The organism is Bradyrhizobium sp. CER78 (genome assembly GCF_029846235.1).
Classification (GTDB): domain Bacteria; phylum Pseudomonadota; class Alphaproteobacteria; order Rhizobiales; family Xanthobacteraceae; genus Bradyrhizobium.
In genome coordinates this window covers 87979-110980 of record NZ_JARVWP010000010.1, presented here as the reverse complement: position 1 = coordinate 110980, position 23002 = coordinate 87979, and the positions used below count along the sequence as shown (strand labels likewise).

The following is a 23002-nucleotide window of genomic DNA, read 5'->3' as shown; positions in this document are numbered from 1 at the left end:
CATTCTCCTGTGCTAGTTCTCAAAGCCCTTGAAGGAGGCGAATGCCTCCAGATCCGCGCGCGGCATCAGCCGCGCTCTGCCCCGCTCCCGGGGGTGACCCATCGAGATCCCGCAGGCCACCATCTGCTCCACCGGGATCGACAGGCGAGACCGCAAGATCCGGTGGTACTTGGCGAAGGTTTCCTGCGGGCAGGATTGCAGCCCGCGGCCGACCGCCGCCAGCATCACGTTCTGGATGAACATGCCGAGATCGAGCCAGCTTCCCATCGCCAGGCGCCGATCGATGGTGACGATCAGCCCGACCGGCGCGCCGAAGAAGGCGAAGTTCTTTGCGGTCTGCCTGCTCCGCGCCGCAGTGTCGCTCTGCGCGATGCCGAGCGAGTCATAGAACAATCGCCCGAATTGCTGGCGGCGGCCGAGATACGGCTCGGGAAACTCGCTGGCGTAGTACTGATACTCGGAGACGTGCTCGCTCGGCTCCGTCTCGAACGCGTGCAGCAGCGCAGCCGACACCTCGGCCTTGGCTGTGCCTGCGAGTACATAGACGTGCCAGGGCTGGATGTTTGCGCCGCTCGGCGCGAACCGCGCCACGCGCAGGATCTGCTCGACGGTCGATCGTGAGACCGGACTGCCGGAGAACTCCCGGCACGAAAGCCGGCCTGCGATCACCTCGTCGATCGGGTTGCGCTCAACCTCATACCCTGCATCGGGCTCGATCACGACTTCTTCACGAGCGAGCATCCGCCGTCCTCCATCGGCCTGAAGGCCTCGTCGCCAGGGATCGTCGCCAGCAGCTGGTAGTAGTCGAACTGGTACTTCGACTCCTCCGGAGACTTGACCCGGAACAGATACATGTCGCGGACCAGCCGGCCGTCCTGACGGATCTTGCCGTCGCGGGTCATGAAATCGTTGACCGGCAGTTCCCGCATCTTGGCGGCCACGGTCGGCCCATCGAGCGTGCCTGCGGCTTCGACTGCCTTGAGATAGTGCATGACGGCGCCATAGGTCCCGGCCTGGATCATGGTCGGCACCTTCTTGGTCTTCTCGATGAAGCGCCTCGACCACGCCCGCGTCTCGTCGTTATAGTCCCAATAGAACGCCGAGCTGAGCATCAGGCCTTGCGCGCTTTGCAGCCCGAGGCTGTGAATGTCGGCGATGAAGACGATCAGGCCGGCAAGCTTCTGGGTGCGCGTCACGCCGAATTCGCCCGCCTGCTTGACGGCGTTGATGAAATCACCGCCGGCATCGGCCAGCGCGATCACGTCCGCCTTGGAGGCTTGCGCCTGCAACAGGAACGACGAGAAATCGGGCGTGTTGATCGGATGCTTCACCGCGCCGAGCACCTTGCCGCCGGTGGCATCGATCACCTTGCGGCTGTCGGCCTCGAGCTGCGCGCCGAGCGAGTAGTCAGCCGAAAGGATGAACCAGGACTTGGCGCCGAGCCGCGAAATCGCCTTGGTCGTGCCCTGCGACAGCGCGTAGGTGTCGTAGGTCCAATGGATGCCGGTCGGCGAGCACTCGTCGCCGGTCAGCCGGGACGTCGCCGCGCCGGTAGCGAGGAAGAGCTTCTTCTTGTCGCGGGTGATGCCCTGCACCGCCAGCGCGACGGCGGAATTCGGGACGTCCAGGATCGCCTCGACGTTGTCGTTCTCCAGCCACCGCCGTGCGATCGTTGCGCCGATGTCGGCCTTGTTCTGATGATCCCCCGCGATGATCTCGATCGGGCGCCCGAGCACCCTGCCTTTGAAATCGTCCACCGCCATCTGCGCCGCCACGACCGATCCCTGACCGCCATTGTCGGCGTAGAGCGACGACATGTCGGTCAGCACACCGAGCCTGACCGGCCCGTTCTGGGCAATCGCGGGCGCTGCGAGCATCGCGAGCGCCAGCGCCAATCCGAGCGACCTGCACGCACCACCTTGGTTCGATTTCACCGAGGCATTGATCATGTTGTTTCCTCCCGACCCGGCGGCCGCAATCTTGGCCAGAACGCGGGATTGCGGAAGTGAAAGTCTTGCAGGGTGATCCTGAACCGGCTTCAGAACGCCGACGGCGGCAATGCGGCAACCTGCCCCGGACAATCCGGTCGGTTGCATCAGCCGGGCGCCTGGCCTTAACTGCGTGCGATCGCAAATTTTCGCACAGGCGCGCGATCCGCTACCGACGGGACTCTCATCGTGTCCGTTTCGTTCAAGACATTGGACCTGAACCTGCTCAAGGTGTTCGACGCCGTGATGGAGGAGCGCAGCGTGCTGCGCGCCAGCCAGAAAGTCGCGCTGAGCCAGTCTGCGGTGAGCCACTCGCTGGCACGGCTGCGCGAGATGCTGGATGACGAGCTGTTTGTCCGCACCGCGACCGGCATGCAGCCGACGGCGCGCGCGTTGACGATGGCGCCGCAGGTACGCCAGGCGCTGCGATCGCTGGAGGCCGCGGTCGAGCTGCCGACCTTCGCGCCGGCGAAATCCACCAAGCCGTTCACGCTCGCCGCCAATGATTTTACCACGATGGTGCTGGCGCCACCGCTACTGAAAATCCTCGGCCGCGAAGCGCCGTTGATCGACCTCACCATCAAGCCGGTGACGCGGATCGATCTTGCCGAGCAGATCGACCTCGGCCGCATCGACGTCGCGATCGGCGTGTTCTCGTCGCCGCCGAGCCGCTTCCGCACCGCGCTGCTGTTCGAATATGACGATGTGCTGATCGTCGGCAAAAAGCGCAAGCTCGGCCGCCTCGACAAGGCGAAGCTCGCGACCTTGCCGCTGGTCGTCGTCTCCTTCGGAGGCGAGCAGGAGGGCGCGATCGGTGGCTTCATCTCCGAGCGCGGGCTGGCGCGGCGTTCGGAGATGTATGACCGCCCCGCACTCGAGCGGGCACTGGCCGACAGCGATCACCCGCCCCGGATCGCGGTCTCGCTGCCGCATTTCCTCGCGCTGCCCGCGCTGCTGATCGATTCCGAGCTGGCCGCGATTGTTCCGCGGCCGCTGGCGCGTGGGCTCGAACAAGCGCATGCGATCACGACCCATGAACTGCCCTACACCACGACGCCCGTGGAGGTCAGGCTGCTCTGGCACGAACGCGTCGAGGACGAGCCGTCGCACGAATGGCTTCACGAGGTGCTCCGGCGCGCCACCGAGGAGCTCAGGCGCGGTCGCTGACGCCCGACCGCCGTTTCCCACCTCACTGCGCGGCCATGGCCCCGGACATCGGAACCCAGCGCTCGCCGTCGAAGCGCTGCGGGCGCGGCGAGGTGATCAGGCGATAATCGTCCGGACTGCTAATTGGAAGCCGGCTCTCTCGTCCTGCCGAAGGCTGCCTACGGCGTAGCCACTACACTCTCTGGCAACGGGCTAGTGCCGATCCTGCTTGTTGCTGCGAAAGAAACCTCACCCAGTTGTGTCGAGCGACTAGATCACGAAGATCACCATGGCTGACGGCGGACAATCCCTCCCGCGACGTCAACCGCGATACCAACGAGCCGCCACCGCGGACGGACATGTCCATCGCGGCATGCCCCTCCATGCGGCCGGCGATTCCCTTATCCGCCTGCTACCTAGCGTCATCTAGCATCTCGCGCGAAGAAACCAACGGAACAGAAAGGCGAGAAACGCCACCATGATCGGAGCGCCCACGAATTCGGCGACAGTGAACTGCCATCCAAGGAACAAAATCATGATGATGCTGAGCTCAAGGACGAGATTGGTCGATGCTCGATGCCATTTCGAACGCCGTCGCGGCAGCAGAGTCCGCACCCTCACGAAACAGAGACCTCGCCGGCGCGACCGCCGTATAGGAGCACGACGACGAGGCAGCGCCAACCGCTCTGCGCGTGTACTCGCAGCAGCTGCGCGCCAGCTGGGCCGAGTATCATAGACCTACGTATCGGTGCGTACCACCTTTCGATGTCAGACCTTTACTTCCGTTTAATTGCGCCGCTGAGCGTGATTGTCTTAGGTAGGCGAGCGGTGGCGTTCCGCTATCGCTGCCCCCCTTGGGCGTTTCCTCCCTAGACTTGGGCCGCTTGTGGCAACGCAAGCGGCCTTTCTTTCCAGTCGACCGAAAGGAATACCCTCAAACGCGGCGAACGCCTATTGTCCGCTTCGTAGTCGGCATTCTGGGGGAAGTACATGGTGCCGGTGGAGCCCTAGGCGCCATTTTGCTTGGAGTATTTGCTGCGAAGAGTTGGAATCCACACGGTACGACAGGTTGTTGTCGGGTGGCGCGTAGTTCTTTCTTTGGCAATGCATTGCGGCTTTTACATCCGCGATCTGGGCGTTTGCATCTGCCTCCCCGCGCCTTGCCGAGATGGCCTGCCTGATCGCCGATATCCATATGCCAGCGATGACCGGCCTGGAACTCCACGGACAGCTCATCAGTTCGGGCCGGACAATACCGACAATTCTCGTGACTGCCCTTCCCGACGATGCTGACCGGGTTCGCGCACTGAACGATGGGGTCGTCTGCTACCTGCACAAGCCGGTCGACGAGGACCGCCTCATACAGTGTGTTATCGCGGCTCTCGAGTCCGACGGTGCGCCTGAGGGGGCGTCTTGAGCCCCTCTCTAGGCATCGGGCAAGGTGCACCGTACCCGTCGGGAAAATGCTGACACCACGCGGCAAGGAAGCGCTTCTCCAATTCCGGCCTCTTTTCATGCCGCAGAATGATGGCAATGCGCCAGGGATAGTACGGCGCCGGCACTTCACCCACCTTCAGATACCTGGCGATGGACTCGGCAACGATGGCCGTCTGCTCTCCAAGATCGTTATCAAATCCCTTTAGATGATTTCGGAATTCGCCTTCATCCAGTGAAAGGAAGGCTGGTCCGGACGACGCTTGATTCCAGGTTTCGCCGGTTGCAACCATTCGCTCGACCACAGCATGCTGGTTGGCGGACAAATCAGCGATCTCTTGACGGGACAGCGGAGGCGTCTGCTCCATGCACTCAATTAGTACGAGCAGTGCATCGTAGTCGACTTCACTCGTCATGTTTTCGGACACGATGGAAGGCCCCTTCTCTCCTCCCAACGAGGGCACGTCTACGCTTCAAGCGCATTGATGACCCTCAGCGTCCGGCGCACATAGCCCTTGAGTTCCGTGTCGTCGATCTGATCCGGCGTGGTGTCGTTGTTATCTTCGCCATGATGATACTCCGCTGAATAACCATTGATTTGATCGAGCTCGTCATAAAGTGCCGCAGCCGGGTGGGTTGCGCCGCCCTCCCGTATCTTGCGCACCATGTCACCCAGCCAGTCATTATCCTGAAAAGAGCTGGGGAACGTGGTCCGGCAATAGGCCTCCAGCACCACCCGCATCTTGCGCACTATATCCAGTAGATTGCCCGATCCGTTCGACACGAAGCTGCGCAGGTCGTCGGTATCGGTGAGAGTTCGGCCTTGGCATGCCCTCTCTATGTCGACCTCCGCCAGCTTCGTTCCGAGCGCCCGGTGATCCGACAGCATGAAGCAGATGCGTTCGGACGAGGGCGCCTTCGCCCAGAGCTGCTTGAGAAAGGTGGGATCGTGCGAAAGGACAATCAGCTGCTTGCAGGCGCGCGCCACCCGCATGATTTCATGGCCTGTCTGCCGGCGCCGGTATACATCCTGGCTGGTGAAGGGATCATCGAAGACGACGATCTTGTTAGCTAGGTCGGCATCCTGCTCCAGACCGGCCAGGAAGAACGATAGAGCCAGGGTCATCTTGTCGCCGGCACTCAGGGTATTCTTGAAGCTCGGCTGCGTTTCTGGGGTGCGGCTGCCACCAACATCAACGGGAGTACCGTCGATGACGAGCTGATATGACGTGCTCGCTATCCCGCTTGGATAGCTATGGGTGGTTTGCGCGATTCTGAATCCGGCGTTGAACAGGTCGAGAAGCTCATTGATGCGGTTCTGGTAAGGCGCAACCACAGTTCTTGTATGTTCGTTGAGTTCAGCCCGGATCGCACCTCGTTCTTCATCAATGGCCGTCTTTTCTGCCACCAACCTGTTGTGTTCGTCGCACAGTGTCGAAACGGTCGGCGTATGGCGGGCCTTCACAGCCTCAAGGTGGCTTAAACGGCGCTTCGCCCCTTCGGGATCAGCCGTGCCAAGCTCCTGTTTCTTGGCGACGATCGCAGCGTTTGCCCGCGCGACTCTTGCATTAAGTTCGGCCAGGTTTTCAAAAACCTTGCGATAGGCTTCAACGGCAGCTTCGCAAGTGGGAGGAATGTCAACCACCTCCAAGGGAGCGCGCGCCTTCCGATCAAGCAGGTCAAGCAGCTCTTGGCGAAGGTTTCGGACCGCGTCCTCGAATGCCGGCGGCAGCTTGAGGCCATCCCACTCAAACGAAACGTATTCCTTCCAGAATTCGCCACCGGAACTATTACGATCCGCCTTTGCGGCCTGGGCCGCGATGAAGCCTTCCCCAAAGTCCGACGCAGTACGCTCGCGCAGAGCCGATACGTCGTTGTGCAGCTGAGCGTAGGCGTCACTGAAAACGGCGCGGAAAGCTTTTACAAGTGGGAGCCGCGCGATCTCCTGCCCGCAAAAGGGACAGTCATCATTGGCGAAGTTCAAGCCGGTCGACACCCAATTGCCGCCACCGTTCTTCATGTTGTGAGACGCGAAGTGCTTTTCGATGATCCGCTCCGCATCATCGGCAATTCCATCAAGCGTTCGGCGCAGCGTCTCCGGTATTCCCGACGGGATCGTGTGAAGGTCGAACGTCGACAGTTCCGGGCGCTCAAGGATCGTGTCGATATGGGTGAGGGCTGCCACTTCGACTTCTTGCCTGTCAATCTCAGCGTCGATGTCCGCTTGAGGCTCCAGGTTCAGGAACGTCTCAAGCGACATTCCCGTGCCGAGATGAGGCTGTAAGCTCCTCGTTGAAGCAGAAATCTCGGTGGTCCTGGCGCGACTGTCCGCGGCAAGCTCGGAGTCGCGTTCGGCCAGCCCGACCCCGGCGCTTCCTACGATGATCCGGTAGAGGTTGCGCTTCTGGGCAACATCAACGACTTCACCGGCGTGAACGTTCTCTGCGACAAAGACGCCATCAAAGATGCTGAAGGAGGGTTTGGCTTCGCTCCAGCGCCCCTCATTGAACCGGATGACCCCGGTATCAAACAGAAGATCGACCTTGCTGGCCTCCGTGGTCCCGAGCGATTTTCGGCCGATGAGTTGATCGGGCTGTCCGGTGTGAAGGGAGCGCAGGACAGCACACAGCGTGCTTTTGCCAAACCCGTTGGCGCCCGAAATGAACGTATGCTTGAACAATTGCGGGTTCGGGGAACCCGCGGAATTGCGAAACCGTCCGATATTCTTGATGGAAATAAACTTCGTCAGCATTCATGCCCCCTTGAATGCCCGTGACTTTAGGTTGTACCCAAGCGTAAATAAAGCCGGGCAGTTACCTGCTCAACAACTTCCCTGAAGTTGACGAAAGTCTAAGATCCTGCAGATGGTGACCGGCTGCTCTCAAAATCTGCTGAACAACGTCCGTTTTTTTCCTTTCAAAGCTTCGAGGCTAACCTCGACAGCCTCAGCCACATTGGCTTTGGTCATCTCTTTCTGCGCCACGGCGATACCTGCGTTCATCATCGCATCCCCAAGCAGGCGAGCCGGAATGCCCTAGTTCACCATCATCGTGCCCTGCGCTTTCATGACCTGAGCGAGCACTGTCAGCGTCGCTGGATAAGCCGGGTCCCTTCGCCGCTCCTCGTCGATCAGCTGGAGCATGGCGTTCTCGGTGTAGTCCTGGACCGCCGCCCCCAACAACGCGGCTATCAGGTTGTCGGTGGGTATCCCGCATTTCTCAGTACGTCGGCCATTTAGAGAAACTGCCGTTGCAGAGCGGCCGTCTTTTCCTGGCTGTCCAGAGCTTCCAATTCCTTGATTGATTCAAACGTCGACATCACCAGAAACGGCAAGTCTCTCAGCTCGAAACTGAGACTCGGCATGGCTATCTCCTCGATGGAAACTTCAATTCGATGATCCTCGGCCAGTCCGGCATCTTTGGGCAACGCGTTTCCCCGCATACAAACGGCACCGCCAGCTGCCCCCAGGAGTCTGGGGGGCTGGTTGCGGGGATAGGATTTGAACCTCGGACCTTCAGCTCGTGAGGCTAACGAGCAAATGCGGAAGCGGTCACCGGGTACCCCGCCAACGTTCGCGATAAACAAATGGCGCAGCAATCGTAGGTGACTGCGAAACTGCTAGGCAGCAGGAATAGTCTCGCTGGCGCGGAAAGTCCCCTTCGGCGGTGGGAGGCGGCTACCCGAGATATTGATCGCTTTAGTAAAGCCGCCTGATAAGTAGAGTCACAATCCTCGGCGCCACGCTCAGGGGCCCTTTCTCCGAGATGAGGGCACCAATAGTAGCTTGTCCGGTGTCACGTTCAGAGCTTTTGCGATTTTCGCCAGGACCACGATTGTCACGTTTCTTTGGCGGCGTTCGACCTGGCTAATGTAGGTCCGATCCACCCCCGCCTCATGGGCTAACTCCTCCTGCGAGAGCTCAGCCGCCTTCCTAAGCGCCCTGACGTTGTCGGCCACTACCCCAATTATTCCTAAATCGTTCTTCCCGGCCGTCATCGGCCCAAAGAACGTCGCAGCAGACTATCGATCCACGGACTCTGAGTCCCATTTTTGGCCGCAAATGTTGACTATCGTCTACATCGATAGCGTTATCGAAATGCGCGTTCCGAGGGATAGAAACTTGGCGACCTGCGATACTGCGTTCCACCATGACGGTTCGGCTCCGGAGTGTCCAACCACTGATACGGTGGAAGCGTTTTGGGAGACCGGCGAGGTGGGCCCCTTGGGCCCCACGTCTTACCGCGCGGGCTACCGCGTGCGCGCAACGGGAAGCATTCTTTGCAATGTGGAATTTCCTGCAGCGATCGCTGAGGCGGCGATCGCGGCCAATTTCGCGCTTGCGACAACGATTACGCCGGCCGGATACGTTCGATGTACCCTTAGCGGGGTCTCGGACCTCGCGTCTAAAGCCGAGCCAATAGACCAACTCATTGCCCAGTCATTTTCAGGCGAGAATCTGAGGCTAGAGGGGATTAGCGCGGCGGATTTGGGTTCGCTGTTAGAACGGCTTGAGCGTTCCGTAGCTCTCCTGCACGAGGTCATTAAGCATCGGTCGGATTAAGTCATAAACCGAATGCCCGAGAATGGTGGAAGCCGAGCCACAGCCCTGGGAGGACGAAGTCGCTTTGTGCCAGCGCCTGGAAGCGGCGATGGTACCCAGTATCATCGGCGACATGGTTAGATACATAGCGCCAGTAAAGGGCGATCGCTCAGATAGCGCTGTAGCAGCCTGCCCTGCACGCCATGGCAGCTGTGGCCGCCGCTACCGCAGCTGCGGTCCTCGTATTCCCGACCGTCCTACTCCTCGTTGGGGAGCAACGGTGGCAGCCGGAGCGGCGATGGCGGGTCCGGCAGCAGCGCAAGGCCGAGACGCTCGCGAGCCGGGTTCGTCCGAGGCGTACACGCCGACCCGCGTGACCCGTGGTTTTGAACAGGGAGGTGCAACGTGCCCTGGAAATCAAATACGCTTCTCGAGGCCCGCAGCGAATTCGTGAAACTGGCGCTCGCCCCGAATGCCAACATTCAGAGCCTCTGTCGGCGCTTCAATATCAGCCGGCAGACGGGCTATCGAACGCTGGAACGATATCGGACAGCCGGCGCGAGAGGCCTGGAGAGCCAGTCACGCCGGCCGCACCACACGCCCCATCGCTGTCCGGGCCCTATCGAAGCGGCGGTTCTAGCCGTGCGCGCCGACCACCCGACCTGGGGTGGGCGAAAAATAGCATTCCATCTTCGATCAGTGGGCTGCGCCGGAGTGCCCGCGGCATCAACCATCACAGCGATCTTGGCCCGCCATAACCAATTGAAGGGCACTCCCGACCTGGACAGGTTTTTTGGTCTGCTCGGGCAGCTGCACAACCCGCTAAGTGAACGGGATCTGCCGGCTTCCCTCGAAAGTCATCCCGGCCTCAAGATCCTACTCGAGAAGCTCGAAATGGGCAGTCCCTTTGAGCGGCGTCGCGCGCTCGCAGTAGTGGCTTCACGCAGTGGGCTGCGGACAAGCGTGGCTTGCCGCATCCTCAGACAGAGCCGGTCAAGCTATGTACGTTCGGTTCGCGTGTTCGATGAGGGTGGAGCCGAACGGCTGTTCGCCCCTCGCATTAACCCCCATCGCAAGTTCGACAGCGAGCAAGTCAAACAGGCTTTGTTCAGCATCCTACACCAGCCGCCCGCCAATTTCGGCATTAACCGTACAACTTGGAAAATGGCTGATCTCGTGCGTGCGATGCATAAGACAGGACAGCCGGCCTGCGAAGATGTAATCCGCACAATCGTGAAAGATGCCGGTTACCGCTGGCGGAAGGCGCGGATGGTGCTGACCTCCAACGATCCCGAATTCTCGGACAAGCTGCAACGCATCCGTTCCATTCTAGCCGATCTCAAGGCCGAAGAAGCCTTCTTCTCAGTCGACGAATTCGGACCTTTTGCTGTTAAGGCCCAGCCGGGACGCATGCTGATCGGTCCTGGCGAACAACATTTTGTACCGCAATTCCAGCAATCGAAGGGCTCACTCATCGTCACGGCCGCCGTTGAGTTGTCATCCAACCAGGTGACCCATCTCTACAGCCTGAAGAAGAACACCGACGAAATGATCAGCATGCTGGAGGCACTCGTCGCCAAGTACCGCAATCGCACCAAGCTTTATCTTTCTTGGGATGCCGCCTCCTGGCACGTCTCTAAAAGGCTGTTCGAACATATTGATGCCCATAACGCCACTATTGGGCGCGACGGCCCACAGATTGACACGGCGCCGCTTCCAGCCCGCGCGCAGTTTCTCAATGTGATCGAGTCGGTTTTCAGCGGTATGGCTCGGGCTATCATTCACAACAGCAACTATGGATCGATTGACGAGGCTAAGGCGGCCATCGACCGATACTTTTGCGAACGCAATGCTCACTTCAAGGGCAATCCACGGCGCGCGGGCGGCAAGCTCTGGGGCAAGGAACGGGAGCCAGCCGAGTTCTCACCTTCAAACAACTGCAAAGACCCTCGGTTTGGATAAGCGGTGGCGGTGCTCCCTTGGCCAAGGCGCAACCGTAATCTACGAAAGTTCCACCTCGGTGAAACGAAGGGCAGTCTCTGTACCGACGACGTGGACGCGATTGGACCTTAGCGTGAGCCTCAGTCTTGGCCCTTCCGCGATGCATGTGCCCACCGCGTCTTCGAAGGCTCGGGAGATTCATCCTGCGCATCAACGCGCAACAACGACAACGTGCGACTTCTCTCGGCCAAACGAACGGTTCGGGGACGGGCGGAGCAACTTGGGTTTCCAGCCATCAACGTGTTCGACAGGAAACCATGGTCTGCTTTTGAACCGGCGGCGATGCCTGCGAGCAGCACGAAATTTCTCGGCAAGATATCGACGCCCTTTCCGAGGCGCTCGCAACGCTTAAAACATGCCGCAATCCGATGCAGACGTTATTCTTCAGCGAGACACGGCGCTTAGCAATTTGTAGCGACACCATGCTTACCGCTAGCGATAAGTCTTGGATGTGCAGACAACCACTTAGCCGCCCTTCGGCGACAGTGCTTTTATCTTGCGATCCCCCCCTCTTCAGGCTCTCCTCGCTCAAGCTTCCTCTCTCTGCCGTGACAAGATCCTTTCATCGACGCCGCGCAGCGTCGCCGACCGCGAAAATCTCGGTGCGCCGTGCAGGTTCCACGCTCATCCAACGGCATAATTTTGCTGCAGCAAGGGGGCACCGTCGCTCCTGGAAGCTGACGAAATATCATCTCCAAAGATCGAAAGTCAGCACCCAATCCGACGCAAAACTCTGATCGCTCGGTCCAAGACACCGCTCCAATACAGTCCGATTGATCGCATTCTTGCGAGAGGCGAAGCGCCTCTTCTGAACGCAAAAGTCCTCGGCTTCCCTTCTCGAAGCGGTGCAAGAAACGCAAAGAAGCCCCGCCTCCGAGGGAGGCGGGGCCTTTGATCCGATGCGATCAGTCGCCGCTGCGGCGCGACCAGATCAGCGTGAAACCCTCCTCGCCTTCGACCTTGACCAGCGAGGCGTAGATCGGAGCGGGGAAGCTCGGATCGTCGAGCTTGACCGAGAGATATTCGCGGTCGCTGTCGCGCACGGTCTTCTTCCAGGCGGCGCCGAACTCGGTTGCGCCTGCGAAAATGCGGTAGTCGGGAGCTTTGTCATTGTCTTTCTCGGACGCCGTGAACTTGGCCTTGATGTTCAGCGTCAGCGTCTTGATCGAGCCGGTGTAGCCGTTGTCCGAAGCGGTGAAGGTGCCGATGGTCGCCATGGTGATCTCCGTCTGTTGCTCGGGCCGCGTCCATCGCAGCCTCGATGGCTGTCCTTGGCCCGGGGGAGCGATCGGCCCGCAGCCGCAAGGCCCGCAGCGCCAGCGGAGGACGGCGAAAGCCTGCTTTTTTGTCTTGCGCGAGGAATGCCGCCGCCAGGCCGGCAGGGGAAAAAAGCAGGCGTGAGCCGTTGCGGGAAGGCGATCGAGGCTCTTGCCGTCCCCCGGGCCTGATCAGCCCATTCGAGGGTGCGTTGGACGCGAGCCTGTGCCCGGACTGACGGAGATTATCATGACTGCCGGCGCCCCCCGCAGCGTCAGAAAAGCGGCGGGATCGATCGGAGACAAGCGAGCGTCAGTGCATCAATCGCAAGGACGACGCACCGGACAAATGAACGCGAACTCTCCGCATTCGGTGCAGGAAAACGACGTCGGCACCAGAATTGTCCGCCGGATCGCGCGCTCGACCAGGAGGTCCGGCCACGGTCAAAGCCCACAGCCAGATCGCCACGTCACGGCAAAGGAGGCGCGACACAGCCGTCCCGGTTGCAGCAAACAGCGCGGAGTTGGGGTGGATCTTAGCCCGCATTTGAGGAGGGGCCAGCGCGGACAATCGCCGCTTCCCGTAGCCTAAGCCGGCCGCGCGCCGTCAGGTGCGCGGCCGCAAATTTGAGGCACGCCGGGGCCGTCCTTGCGGCCCCGGCTCACCATTCACTCCGCGGCTTGCAAATGGGAATCGTCGCCTTGCGCCTCGCTGAGCGCATCGGCTTGATCCTCCGACTTGGCCGTCCGCAGCAACGGCGGCAGCCAGTCAGTTGCGGCGAGCAGCTGCTCGGCGGCTGCGGCCATCTCGGCCTTTTTCAGTCCCGACAGCCGCTCGGCGGCCTCGTCACTGACGCCTTCGCGGACCGCCTCAATGATGCACGCCTTGGTGACCCGGCCGAGATAACTGCCGACCGTCGGCCGCCAGTATCCGGCCATGTCGAGGGCCACGGCCGCCGCCAAACGCCCGGCTGCCGCGATGGCGCGCGGCCTGCGGTCAAACGGCAATCGGACCGCATTGACGGTCAACGCCGTGCAATGCGCGAACAAGGCCATGCGGCTGTCGTGATCGAGTCCAGCCACGAACTCCCATAGCCCGGCAACGTCTTTGGGCATCTGTCTGGCCCAATTGGCATGGCGATCCGACCACGCCTTGCCCGCCGCCGTGTCCTCGATTCCGACCGCATGCGCGGCCAAATCCGTCTTCACCGGTTGAATACCGACCACATTTGCATTGGCCCCGAAATAGAAGATTTGAGCCGCCAGCGCATGGGTCACCGCAACGATTGCGACCTCCGGCTGCTCACTCAGATTGAGCCGCAGCCCCAAGGTGCGATGCGCGGTGAGGTCCCGAACCAGCATGTCGGAGAGCGGCTGCTCCTCGTCCTCATCGTCACCGGCTCCCTCCTCTTCCTCACCATCGCGCGGGGCTTGATCGTCGCCTGCGCCCTCCTCATGCGATGCCTGATTATCGCCGCCCTGCCCGGTCTCAGCGTCGGGTTTCTCATCCTCGCGGCGGATGAATCCCCGTTCGATCCGGACAGTGCCGTCATGATTGAGGATCACGAACGCGCCACCGCGCACGATGTCGTCGGGATCATAGGCCTGCCGTTTTGCTTCCAATCGGTCGATCTCGGTCTCCAATTCACCGAACCGCGCGTCCACCTCGTCAGCCAGTTCCACGGCTGATTGATGCAGCTCGGTCAACCGGTCGAACTCGCTCTGGACCGCCTCAAGGGCCGCCCGATCCTCCGCCGAAAGCTCGACCGGATGCGGGTAGACCCGGCGCATGCCGTGAGCATGCGGGAAGTCGAGATGGGGCTCGGTCCACTTCCATCCCTCAACCGCACGCAGGCTATCCGCCTCGCGGCCAAGCCGTCCCGTCACCAACAGATCGAGCAGCGCGACGTCCTCAAGATAGCCACCGCGATCCTCGGTGAAGAGGTCGCGCAGGATCGTCCCGCCCGCCTCCGTGTACGCCTCGAGCCCGACAAACCGCGCCCGGCGATCGGTTGCTGCGACATGGGTTTCGGTGAGGAGACGGCGGATGGTAGAGGCATCACGGTCGTAGGAGAGACGTTCATACACGGCCTCCTGCCGGGCCTGATCGTCGGTGATCGCAAAGGCCATCACCTGCTCAAGGATGAGCTCGCCATCGCGATAGAGCTGCATCAATCGCGGGGAAACCGCGCCCAGCCGCAGGCGCTGCCGGACCACATTGGGCGTGACGCCGAAGCGGGCGGCGATCTCCTCCGCACTGAGCCCACGCTCGTCCGCTTGCCTCCTGAACGCCTCGAACTGGTCGGCCGGATGCATGTTTTCCCGGGTGACATTCTCGTCCAGGCTGATCTCATGCGGATCGTTGGCAGTGTCGACGACGCAGCGGATCGGCTCGGTCTTTTTGATCTCCTTTCGCTTCACCCGCAAGAGCTGGGCGAGCCGCCTGCCCTCGCCGATGGTCACGAGATAGAACCCCGTAGCGGTTCCTTCTCCATCGAACTCCGGCTCGACCACCAGATTCTGCAGGATGCCTTTCGCGGCGATGCTCGCCGCATAGGCCTCGATCATCGCCTCACTATGCGGCGTCTTGCGCGCATTGTTCGGTGACTTCTTCAACTTGTTGAGCGGAATGAAAACCTCCGTCCCGCTCGCCGGAATGATTTCAACGTGCTTTGCCGACATGATCAATCTTCCTTTTGCTTCCATGGGTGCAAGGCGCACCACGCGCCTGCGCCCCTGCCCGTCGGCGAGACCGGGGGTAGCAAGTGCCAGGGCGACCCGAGCGGAGGGGGATCACCCGCCCGATCAGGGCCGCTTCGCAAGAAGCGGGTCTGCACAAGCGTGAGCCATGCAGCCCGAAGTCGGCAGAGTGAAAACAGCGCGGAAGACCGGGGAGACCGCTCGGGGCGGCGCCGGCAAAAGCCGGCGCTTTACCCTGGTGCGCGCGAGGGGCGGAGCCCCTTCAATGTCCTTTTGCCAGGAAAAAGACGCGAAGCGTCCGTCGCCACACCGGACGTGCGGTGGTTGGGATGATCGCAATAGTGATGCTCGCAAGCGCGGGAATGCTGAGCAGCGCAAACGAAGTGAAATCAAGCCAGGAGTGAGAAAATCAAAGAAGCAGCCGACGAGAGGGCAGTGATAGCGACGCCGGCATGCAATGACGGCGGGGCCCGCGAGCGAGTGCCTCCGGCGAGCGACACATTATATGTACTTGCGCGAGAGATCGAAGCCGAATGGCCGAGACGCCGCGCGGCTCGGTTGACAAGAGCTCACTGCGGCGGCAGCCGCACGCGCCTATACAGATAGGCCGCCGCGAGCCTTGAGATAACACGAATATGATCAGCTTGATCTAACGGCGGCCAGCCATATCGGGATAACGCAAGCGGCCCGACTCGGGCGGAAGATGCAGCAACTTTGCTTTGCCTGCAGTTGAGCGATTCCTGCGCGCCATGTTTGATTGTGATCGACAGCTCAGCCGCGGAACAACCGCGGATAGACTCAGCGTTCTGGTTTCGGCAATGCGACGCTCTGCCATCATTCCAAGCGGCTCTTGGCCTCGGCGTATGCCAGCTGCAATCGCAGCAGGATATTGCGGAGAATCTTCCGTCGAAGCATTTCTCAAACGAGTCGGCATCGAGTATCCTCAACCACGGATCAAGGAAGGAAGGCGTCAGCTGTGGTTGAGAGACGATCTGGACCGGGCCATAGCCCCGGATCTCGTGCCAGGCGACCTCGCCGAGGATTTGTGATTTTGGAGCGCCGGCTTCCGCGGTTCGTCGAAGTGCGCCGGTTGGCTAGTGGCTCGACCGGCTTCTACTTCCGCATCCCGACGCATTACCGCAAGCTCGGCTGCGAGATGGCGAATGAGCCATTGGGTACGAACTATGAGGCGGCGTGCGGCGATGACAGCAAAGGCGGACGCGCCGCCACTCTCAATGCATTGTTCGATGAATGGAACGGCCAGCGCAGGGGCGAACCCATCGAGCAAGGCAAGATTGCGCGCTACGGCAGCATCGATTGGCTGTTTCGGCAATACAAAACCGAGAAGGCCTACACCGAGAAGGTGTCACCCCGTTCGCGTCCAGACTACGAGCGCATCATGCAACTGATCTGCGATACGGTCGGCAAGAGCGGGCGCCGTATCGGAGAACGGCAGATCAGAGAGGTTACACCGCGAGCTGCCGACAAAATATATGAGAGGATCATTCACGGCCCGAACGGGCTGCGGCTGCGGCAGGGCGAGAAGGTTGTGGCCCTCTGCCGCAAGGTCTGGCGCATCATGCGGCGCCTGCACCCGGACCTGTTCGACAAGAAGCATCCGAACCCCTGGGACGACTTTACGCTCAGGAGCCGCACCAAAACCAAGAAGCACGCGGTCACCCGCGAAGAGGTTTACAAATTCGCCTGGGGCTGCATCAAGGAGAACCGGCCGGAACCAGCCGCCGTTGCGGTCATCTGCTTTGAGTGGCTGCAACGGCCCGAGAACGTCGTGGCCGGATTTCTGAGCTGGCCGGATTATCGTAGCAAGAACTGGCCGCACGCGGTGAGGATTGAACACCATAAGAACAAGTCGTTGGTCTGGCATCCCCTCGAGGAGATTGTCGACGGCGAAGCCATCAAGTTCTACGCCGAGGCCGAGGAGATCCTGGGCCATCTGCCGAGGCTCGGCATTCCCATGATCATGCGCAAGATCGAAAGAGGTGAGCGCAAGGGCGATGCCAAGGTGTGGTCCTATCCTGGCATGGAAAAAGTCGTGCAGCAGATGCGCAAGAAGATCGATGGCGTATCGGAGCTGTTTACGCTTGATGCCTGCCGGCATGGCGGCATGACCGAACTCGAGGAAGCCGAACTGACCGACGGTCAGGGCCGTGCCCTCTCCGGACACAAGACGGCGCAGGCCTATCGTGGCTACGCCAAAGAAACGATGCGGCGGGCGCTGGCGGCAACACGCAAACGTCACGCGCACCTGTTGGCGCAGAAGCAGCTCGAACAAGCAGATGCCAACGCGGGTGAGCCGGGCACGACGAGCGGCGACGGCGAGATGCAACGGAATGCGTCATAACGAGACTGACGCTCATCTCGTCACAGCCGAAATTTGAACATCGCTCACGGATCGCGGCTCGACTCGCGGTGCGCGTGGATGCCGAAACAAAATGCGCACAGATTTCCAAATGACGGGGCAAATCCGTTTCCAAATGCCCCGAAATTGCGGCTTGGGTCGCAACGATTATAATAACAAAATCAATACGTTGATTGTGGCTGGGGCGGGAGGGATCGAACCTCCGAATGGCGGAATCAAAATCCGCTGCCTTACCGCTTGGCTACGCCCCAACGCGCCGATTGAAGGCCACGCCGGTCTATAGGGTGAGTCCCGCCATTTCAACAGGGCGGCGATCGAAAAGGCACGAAAGCCGAGGGATGATGACGGCACTCCCATTATAGAGCGCCGCCGCGGTGACCGAAACAGACCGTGCGATGTCCGTTCGGACAGTTGAGAGCCCGCCGGTTTCATGGGATGACAATTCGCAAACGCCTCGTCGGGAGTAACGCCATGACCTACCGTGCGCCGATCAACGATATTCTCTTGTCCCTCAATCATGGTGCGGGGCTTGCTGCCGCCGTCGAGGCCGGCCACTACGGCGATTTCGATGGCGACATCACCGCCGCGGTGCTGGAAGAAGCCGGCAAGTTCGCCTCCGACGTGCTGGCGCCGCTGAACAAGGTCGGCGACGAGCACGGCATCAAGCTCGACACCGGCAAGGTGACCACCGCGCCCGGCTGGCCCGACGCCTATCAGCGCTGGACCGCCGCGGGATGGAACGCGGTGTCCGGACCGGAAGCTTTCGGTGGCCAGGGCCTGCCGCTCGCAATCAACGCCGCCTGCACCGAGATCTGGAGCGCATCGAATGTCGCCTTCGGCCTCTGCCCGCTGCTGACGCTGTCCGCAATCGAGGCGCTCGATGCCCATGGCAGCGCCGAGTTGAAGAAGGTCTACCTCGAGAAGCTCGTCACCGGCGAATGGACCGGCACGATGCAGCTCACCGAGCCCAATGCCGGCTCCGACGTCGGCGCACTGCGCACCCGCGCCGAACGCGCCTCCGACGGCACCTATCGCATCAAGGGCACCAAAATCTTCATCACCTATGGCGAACACGACATGACCGACAACATCGTGCATTTCGTGCTCGCGCGATTGCCCGATGCCCCTGCCGGCACCAAGGGAATTTCGCTGTTTCTCGTTCCGAAGTTCATGGTCAATGCCGACGGCTCGCTCGGCGAGCGCAACGACATCCACGCGAGCGGCGTCGAGCACAAGCTGGGCATGCACGCCTCGCCGACCTGCACCATGACCATGGGCGACAAGGGCGGCGCGATCGGCTTTCTGATCGGCGAGGAAAACGCGGGCATGCGCTGCATGTTCACGATGATGAACCAGGCCCGGCTCGGCGTCGGCCTCGAAGGCGTCGGCATTGCCGACCGCGCCTATCAGCAGGCGCTGGCCTATGCGCAGGAGCGCAAGCAGGGCAAGGCGGTCGGCCACAGGGGCGACGGGATGGATCCGATCATCGTGCATCCCGACGTCAAGCGCATGCTGATGCAGATGCGCAGCATGACGGCGGCGGCGCGCACGATCTGCTACGCCACCGCGGTCGCGCTCGACGTCTCGGTGCGCGCCAAGGACGCCAAGGTGCGCGCTGACGCGGCGGCACGCGGCGCGCTGCTGACCCCGATCGCGAAAGCGTTCTCCACCGATGTCGGCAACGAGGTCGCCTATCTCGGCGTGCAGGTCCATGGCGGCATGGGCTTCATCGAGGAGACCGGCGCCGCGCAGCATTACCGCGATGCCCGCATCACCTCGATCTATGAGGGCACCAACGGCATCCAGTCGATCGACCTCGTCACCCGCAAGCTCGGCGCCAATGGCGGCGCTTCGGTGTGGGCGCTGCTCGACGAGCTCGCCTCGACCATCAAGCAGGTCGAGACCTCCAACGATCCGGCGTTCGGCACCACCGGCGTCAAGCTGCGCGATGCCCACGCCGCACTCGAGCGCAGCAGCAAATGGCTGCTCGAGCGGCTGGCCTCCGCGCCGAACGATGCGCTGGCCGGCGCGACGCCCTATCTGCGGCTGTTCGGCGCCACGCTCGGCGGCTGCATGCTCGCCGGCGAGGCGCTCGCCGCCAAGGCCAACGGCGAGGCCGAGCCGCAGCGCTACGTCGCATTGGCGCGCTTCTTCGCCGAGAACATCTCCGTGCAGGCGCCGTCGCTGGAGAAGACGGTGACCGAAAGCGCCGAGGCGGTGACCGGCGCGGATGCGGTGCTGGCGGGGTAATACACCTTCCGCCATCATCGGCTGTATCGTTCGCACGCTAGTTTGGCACGCACGTCGCGCCACATTCACACCCGTCGTCCCTGCGCAAGCAGGGACCCATACGCCGCGGCGGATGTGGTGAATGGGACTCGTCGTTCCAACATCGCGCACCAACAACCATTCGTGGTTATGGGTCCCTGCTTTCGCAGGGACGACAGTGAGTATGTTGCGCGGCCGGTGAGGCAAGCGCTCGCATTCTCGCGACATGATTTGTCCGAGTCTTGCATCTCGTTTCGCCGCTCCGAAAGCAGAGGGCGCAGGGAAAGCCGGGTGCCGATCGCACCCATGGGTCCCGCGTAATGAAAAACGCGGGAGGTAGGACCACAGGTGTAACCGGGAACAACCCGGCTTTCCCTGCGCGATGGTTTTACCGGCTTACTTCGTGCTCTCCCCGGCGAGACTGGGCTTGCTTGTCACCGCCTTCGCAAAATGCTTTCGCACCTTGCGACGGACACCTGCCGCTAGGGCGTCAGGACCACACGACTTCACCGTCCGCCTCAATCACGCGTCGTCTGTCGTGACCTCGGCGTCCACCGCATCTCACCGCAACACTCCTGACGATGCGCAGCGCCCCTCGATCGGGTGAGACGGGCGAACCATACATTGAGTTGCCCTTCCGGTAAACCGAAATGTTTTTCCTGCCGGGGCTTGCCATGTCGGGCAACTCAGTGGGCCGCTTACCGTCATCACGATACGGGAAGGCTCCCTTGGAGCGCCGGCCGGTCTCGGAGCCGTGGAAAACCGAGAGTGCTGGCCGCAGACTGCAGCGGGCCATCTATCGAAGGCCCTGCTGCGCGGGCGTCACTCCACTTCCTGGACGACCGTACGGGTCTCGGGATCGACCAGCATCACGCGTTCGCCGGAATATACGTAACGATACTTGGTCAGCGACGGCCCCCAATCGGCTGGCACAGCTTCGAGTTCAACATCGCGCGGCACGGGCGATCCAACGACAATCTTCTCCCGCGTCTCGACGGGTCGGATCTTGTGCTCAGTGACGTAGCTGTGGATCCGCGTGCGATATTCCGGCTCGATCTGAATGACCGCGGTGTGCCCGGCTCCCGTTGTGGTAACCCTGTCTTGAGCGAATGCGCTCGTCGACGCCGCCAGAGCGACGGCGGAAATCAGCAGCAGCTTCTTCATGGTGTCCTCCTCGCCGCTCCATGCGGCGTTTCGAGAACCCTTCAAGGATAGCAAATGTTCCTATTGGGACTGCCGGTGCTGTCGCTCGACTCCGATCCCACGCGGCGTTCTCGCTAGTTTCGAAACACGAGGCAGCGCCCGCCGATTGCCTCAAGTCGCGCGCAGAGCTGGTCGGCTCGCTCGCGGGAGGTCTCGGCGACCCGGAGCAGATACCAGGTGGCCGAGCCAGGCCCGGCCATATGCGATCTCAGAACAAGCGGCGCGCGATCGCCGAGCACGGATGCAAACCGCTTCTGCAATTGCTGGTAGTCGGCAAGGACCCGGGATTGCGACGGACCGCCGGCCAATTGAAGCCCCCAGGGTCCCCACGCAGCTTGCTGTGCAGACGTCACGGACTCCCTCGGAGCCGCAGGAAGCGCCCTGATGAGCATGCCGCGCACGATGTCGCCGCAGGCCATTGCAGCGTCCGTATGGACTCGATCCTCGACCGAATTCCGCGCCCATTCCTCGGCCGACTTGCCGGTAATGATCCTGACATAGGCGCGCGTTTCGCCCGGCAGGTTGCCGCGTCCGGCCAACCAATCCTGGACGCGCCGCGGGCCGCCATTGTAGGCGGCCGCCGCGAGGCCAAGATTGCCGAACTGCGCGCGCAGCTCGCGGAGCCAGCGCGCGGATACCTGCAACGCGGGTAACGGCTCGAACGGGTCAGCCAGACCGCGCCAGCGTGCGGTGCCGGGCATGAATTGGGCGATGCCCTGGGCACCAGCCCGGCTGACTGAGCCGGGATCGAAATTGCTCTCCTGCCAGATCAGCCGGACGAAGAAATCCGGCGGCAGGCCGTTCCTTAAAGCTGTCTCCTCCAACGCCTTGCAATATTGTTGCGGCCCATCGAGCTTCGGGTCCGGTTGCGTTGGCGGCGGAGATGGAGAGGATGCGGATTGGCGGTCTGATGCCGATCGATCGGTCTCCGCGTTGTTCTCTCCGATATTCGGCTTCGGATGAGGTGCTTCCGCTTGCGCCGGCTCGGCGTGTTGCGCGGCCGGCGTCACCGCCGGATTGCCGACCGGTTCGGCGCCTGCGACGCGGACGAGCAGCAGAAGACAGGCCGAGGCGATGGCCGTTCGTGGAAATCGATGAATCCGCCGCGGCCCGGAACTCGACTGCATGAAGCGATCATCAAAACGGAGACTGTGTCCGCCCGGATCATACCATCGGCGCCGCTCGACGGGCAGAGAATTTGGATGGGATCCGCACCTCGGTCGTGCGGATGCGTCCGTCTAATCGTCGGACAGGCTACCGACGATCGACGCGCGGCGGGACAGCTCGATCCAGTTGCCGTCGGGATCGAGGATCATGGAAATCCGCGCGACCTCGCCGAGCGTCACCGGCGCGAGGCCTTCGCGTACGCCCTTCGCGCGCAGTTCCTCATGCACGGCGTCGATGTCGGCGACCTGCAACGTGATATAGCGCCAGCCGCGCGCCTGCCGAGTTTGATCGACGCTCGCGGCGCGATCTTCCCTGAGCAGGATCAGGCTTTCGCCGAGGCGGAAGGCCGGGCCGCCCGACCATGATTGCTCGACGAAGCCGAGGATGTTGCCGTAGAACCTGCGGTGCGCGGCGAGGTCGCGCACCGCCATCGCGATGGCGATCTGGGTGATGCCGTCATGTCCGGGTGCGACCAGACAAACGCTGTTGCCGTCGGGATCGGCCATGCGCTGCGGCGCGGTAACGCCCTCGCGCGCAACGATCAGCTCGCGATAGCCGCTCGGTGCCGCGTCGGGCAGCGGCTCGACATGATGGTTGAGCTTGATGACCAAGCCGTGCGCGTCGTGCCGATACTGCTTCTGCCCGCGCCGGATCGGCAGCACATGATCGAAGCGAAGCCCGGCATCCTGCTGCCAGAAATGCAGCATCGGCTCGAGATTGTTCGTCGAGAGGCCGATGTCGATCACATTCTTCGCGAGTTGCATTTGCCTGCCGCCCTCACACATAGTCTCCGGACCCGACTAGCTATGCGAGGATCACCTCATTGTGCAAGCGCCAACAATCCCCGGTCCTGAAGCTGATGCTGTCGCGCGTCGGCCGGCTGGCCGAGGCGCCCGTCTAGAGATTCTTGTATTGGCGC

General features: G+C 61.8%; 16 protein-coding genes and 1 tRNA gene. 5 read left to right on the top strand and 12 right to left on the bottom strand.

The window, feature by feature from the left end:
• Nucleotides 1-12 precede the first annotated feature (12 nt).
• Both QDT69_RS22385 and QDT69_RS22380 read right to left on the bottom strand, forming a co-directional pair.
• Nucleotides 13-741, bottom strand: a complete 729-nt coding sequence (locus QDT69_RS22385; RefSeq protein WP_279708637.1) for a nitroreductase — start codon at nt 739-741, stop codon at nt 13-15.
• Nucleotides 717-1949: an ABC transporter substrate-binding protein gene (locus tag QDT69_RS22380; RefSeq protein WP_279708636.1), complete on the bottom strand. Its 1233-nt coding sequence runs from the start codon at nt 1947-1949 to the stop codon at nt 717-719. Before QDT69_RS22380 ends, QDT69_RS22385 begins: the two co-directional genes overlap by 25 nt.
• A 228-nt stretch (nt 1950-2177) precedes the next feature.
• On the opposite strand from QDT69_RS22380, the gene QDT69_RS22375 reads away from it, so the two are divergent.
• Both QDT69_RS22375 and QDT69_RS22370 read left to right on the top strand, forming a co-directional pair.
• Nucleotides 2178-3155: a LysR family transcriptional regulator gene (locus QDT69_RS22375; RefSeq protein ID WP_279708635.1), complete on the top strand. Its 978-nt coding sequence runs from the start codon at nt 2178-2180 to the stop codon at nt 3153-3155.
• Nucleotides 3156-4302: 1147 nt separating this feature from the next.
• Complete coding sequence (locus tag QDT69_RS22370) at nt 4303-4551, top strand: response regulator (RefSeq protein ID WP_279708634.1); 249 nt, start codon at nt 4303-4305, stop codon at nt 4549-4551.
• Here QDT69_RS22370 and QDT69_RS22365 read toward each other — a convergent pair.
• The 4 genes from QDT69_RS22365 to QDT69_RS22350 form a co-directional block, all read right to left on the bottom strand.
• Entirely contained in the window at nt 4505-4996 is a 492-nt protein-coding gene (locus tag QDT69_RS22365; protein WP_279708633.1) for a hypothetical protein, read from the bottom strand. The two genes, QDT69_RS22370 and QDT69_RS22365, sit on opposite strands and share 47 nt — an antisense overlap.
• A 38-nt stretch (nt 4997-5034) precedes the next feature.
• A complete protein-coding gene (locus QDT69_RS22360) occupies nt 5035-7320 on the bottom strand; it encodes an AAA family ATPase (protein ID WP_279708632.1) in 2286 nt (761 codons plus the stop codon).
• A gap of 482 nt (nt 7321-7802) precedes the next feature.
• Nucleotides 7803-7994: a hypothetical protein gene (locus QDT69_RS22355; protein ID WP_279708631.1), complete on the bottom strand. Its 192-nt coding sequence runs from the start codon at nt 7992-7994 to the stop codon at nt 7803-7805.
• A 318-nt stretch (nt 7995-8312) separates the two neighbouring features.
• The gene (locus tag QDT69_RS22350) at nt 8313-8564 is read right to left on the bottom strand and encodes a helix-turn-helix transcriptional regulator (protein ID WP_279708630.1); all 252 of its coding nucleotides are present in this window, start codon (nt 8562-8564) and stop codon (nt 8313-8315) included.
• Between the two features lie 949 nt (nt 8565-9513).
• Between QDT69_RS22350 and QDT69_RS22345 the strand changes: the two genes are divergently transcribed.
• The gene (locus QDT69_RS22345) at nt 9514-11070 is read left to right on the top strand and encodes an IS630 family transposase (RefSeq protein WP_279708629.1); all 1557 of its coding nucleotides are present in this window, start codon (nt 9514-9516) and stop codon (nt 11068-11070) included.
• Between the two features lie 944 nt (nt 11071-12014).
• Here the strand turns inward: QDT69_RS22345 and QDT69_RS22340 are convergent.
• The gene (locus QDT69_RS22340) at nt 12015-12326 is read right to left on the bottom strand and encodes a DUF736 domain-containing protein (protein WP_279708628.1); all 312 of its coding nucleotides are present in this window, start codon (nt 12324-12326) and stop codon (nt 12015-12017) included.
• A gap of 708 nt (nt 12327-13034) precedes the next feature.
• A complete protein-coding gene (locus QDT69_RS22335) occupies nt 13035-15047 on the bottom strand; it encodes a ParB/RepB/Spo0J family partition protein (RefSeq protein ID WP_279708627.1) in 2013 nt (670 codons plus the stop codon).
• A 1069-nt stretch (nt 15048-16116) separates the two neighbouring features.
• On the opposite strand from QDT69_RS22335, the gene QDT69_RS22330 reads away from it, so the two are divergent.
• Nucleotides 16117-17427, top strand: coding sequence for a hypothetical protein (locus QDT69_RS22330; RefSeq protein ID WP_279708626.1), 1311 nt, complete (start codon nt 16117-16119; stop codon nt 17425-17427).
• A gap of 194 nt (nt 17428-17621) precedes the next feature.
• On the opposite strand, the gene QDT69_RS22325 is transcribed toward QDT69_RS22330, so the two are convergent.
• Nucleotides 17622-17696 (bottom strand) — tRNA-Gln (locus QDT69_RS22325).
• A gap of 220 nt (nt 17697-17916) precedes the next feature.
• Here QDT69_RS22325 and QDT69_RS22320 point away from each other — a divergent pair.
• Nucleotides 17917-19695 carry an acyl-CoA dehydrogenase gene (locus QDT69_RS22320; RefSeq protein ID WP_279708625.1) on the top strand — a complete coding sequence of 593 codons (1779 nt, stop codon included), beginning with the start codon at nt 17917-17919 and terminating at the stop codon, nt 19693-19695.
• Nucleotides 19696-20535: 840 nt separating this feature from the next.
• Here the strand turns inward: QDT69_RS22320 and QDT69_RS22315 are convergent.
• The 3 genes from QDT69_RS22315 to QDT69_RS22305 all read right to left on the bottom strand — a co-directional run bounded on the left by QDT69_RS22315 (nt 20536) and on the right by QDT69_RS22305 (nt 22847).
• On the bottom strand, nt 20536-20877 hold the full coding sequence (locus tag QDT69_RS22315) for a DUF1236 domain-containing protein (protein ID WP_050423057.1): 342 nt from the start codon (nt 20875-20877) through the stop codon (nt 20536-20538).
• Nucleotides 20878-20990: 113 nt separating this feature from the next.
• The gene (locus QDT69_RS22310; protein WP_279708624.1) at nt 20991-22043 is read right to left on the bottom strand and encodes a lytic transglycosylase domain-containing protein; all 1053 of its coding nucleotides are present in this window, start codon (nt 22041-22043) and stop codon (nt 20991-20993) included.
• 111 nt (nt 22044-22154) lie between these two features.
• Nucleotides 22155-22847 (bottom strand): VOC family protein, encoded by a 693-nt coding sequence (locus tag QDT69_RS22305; protein WP_279708623.1) that lies wholly within the window; start codon nt 22845-22847, stop codon nt 22155-22157.
• Nucleotides 22848-23002 lie beyond the last annotated feature (155 nt).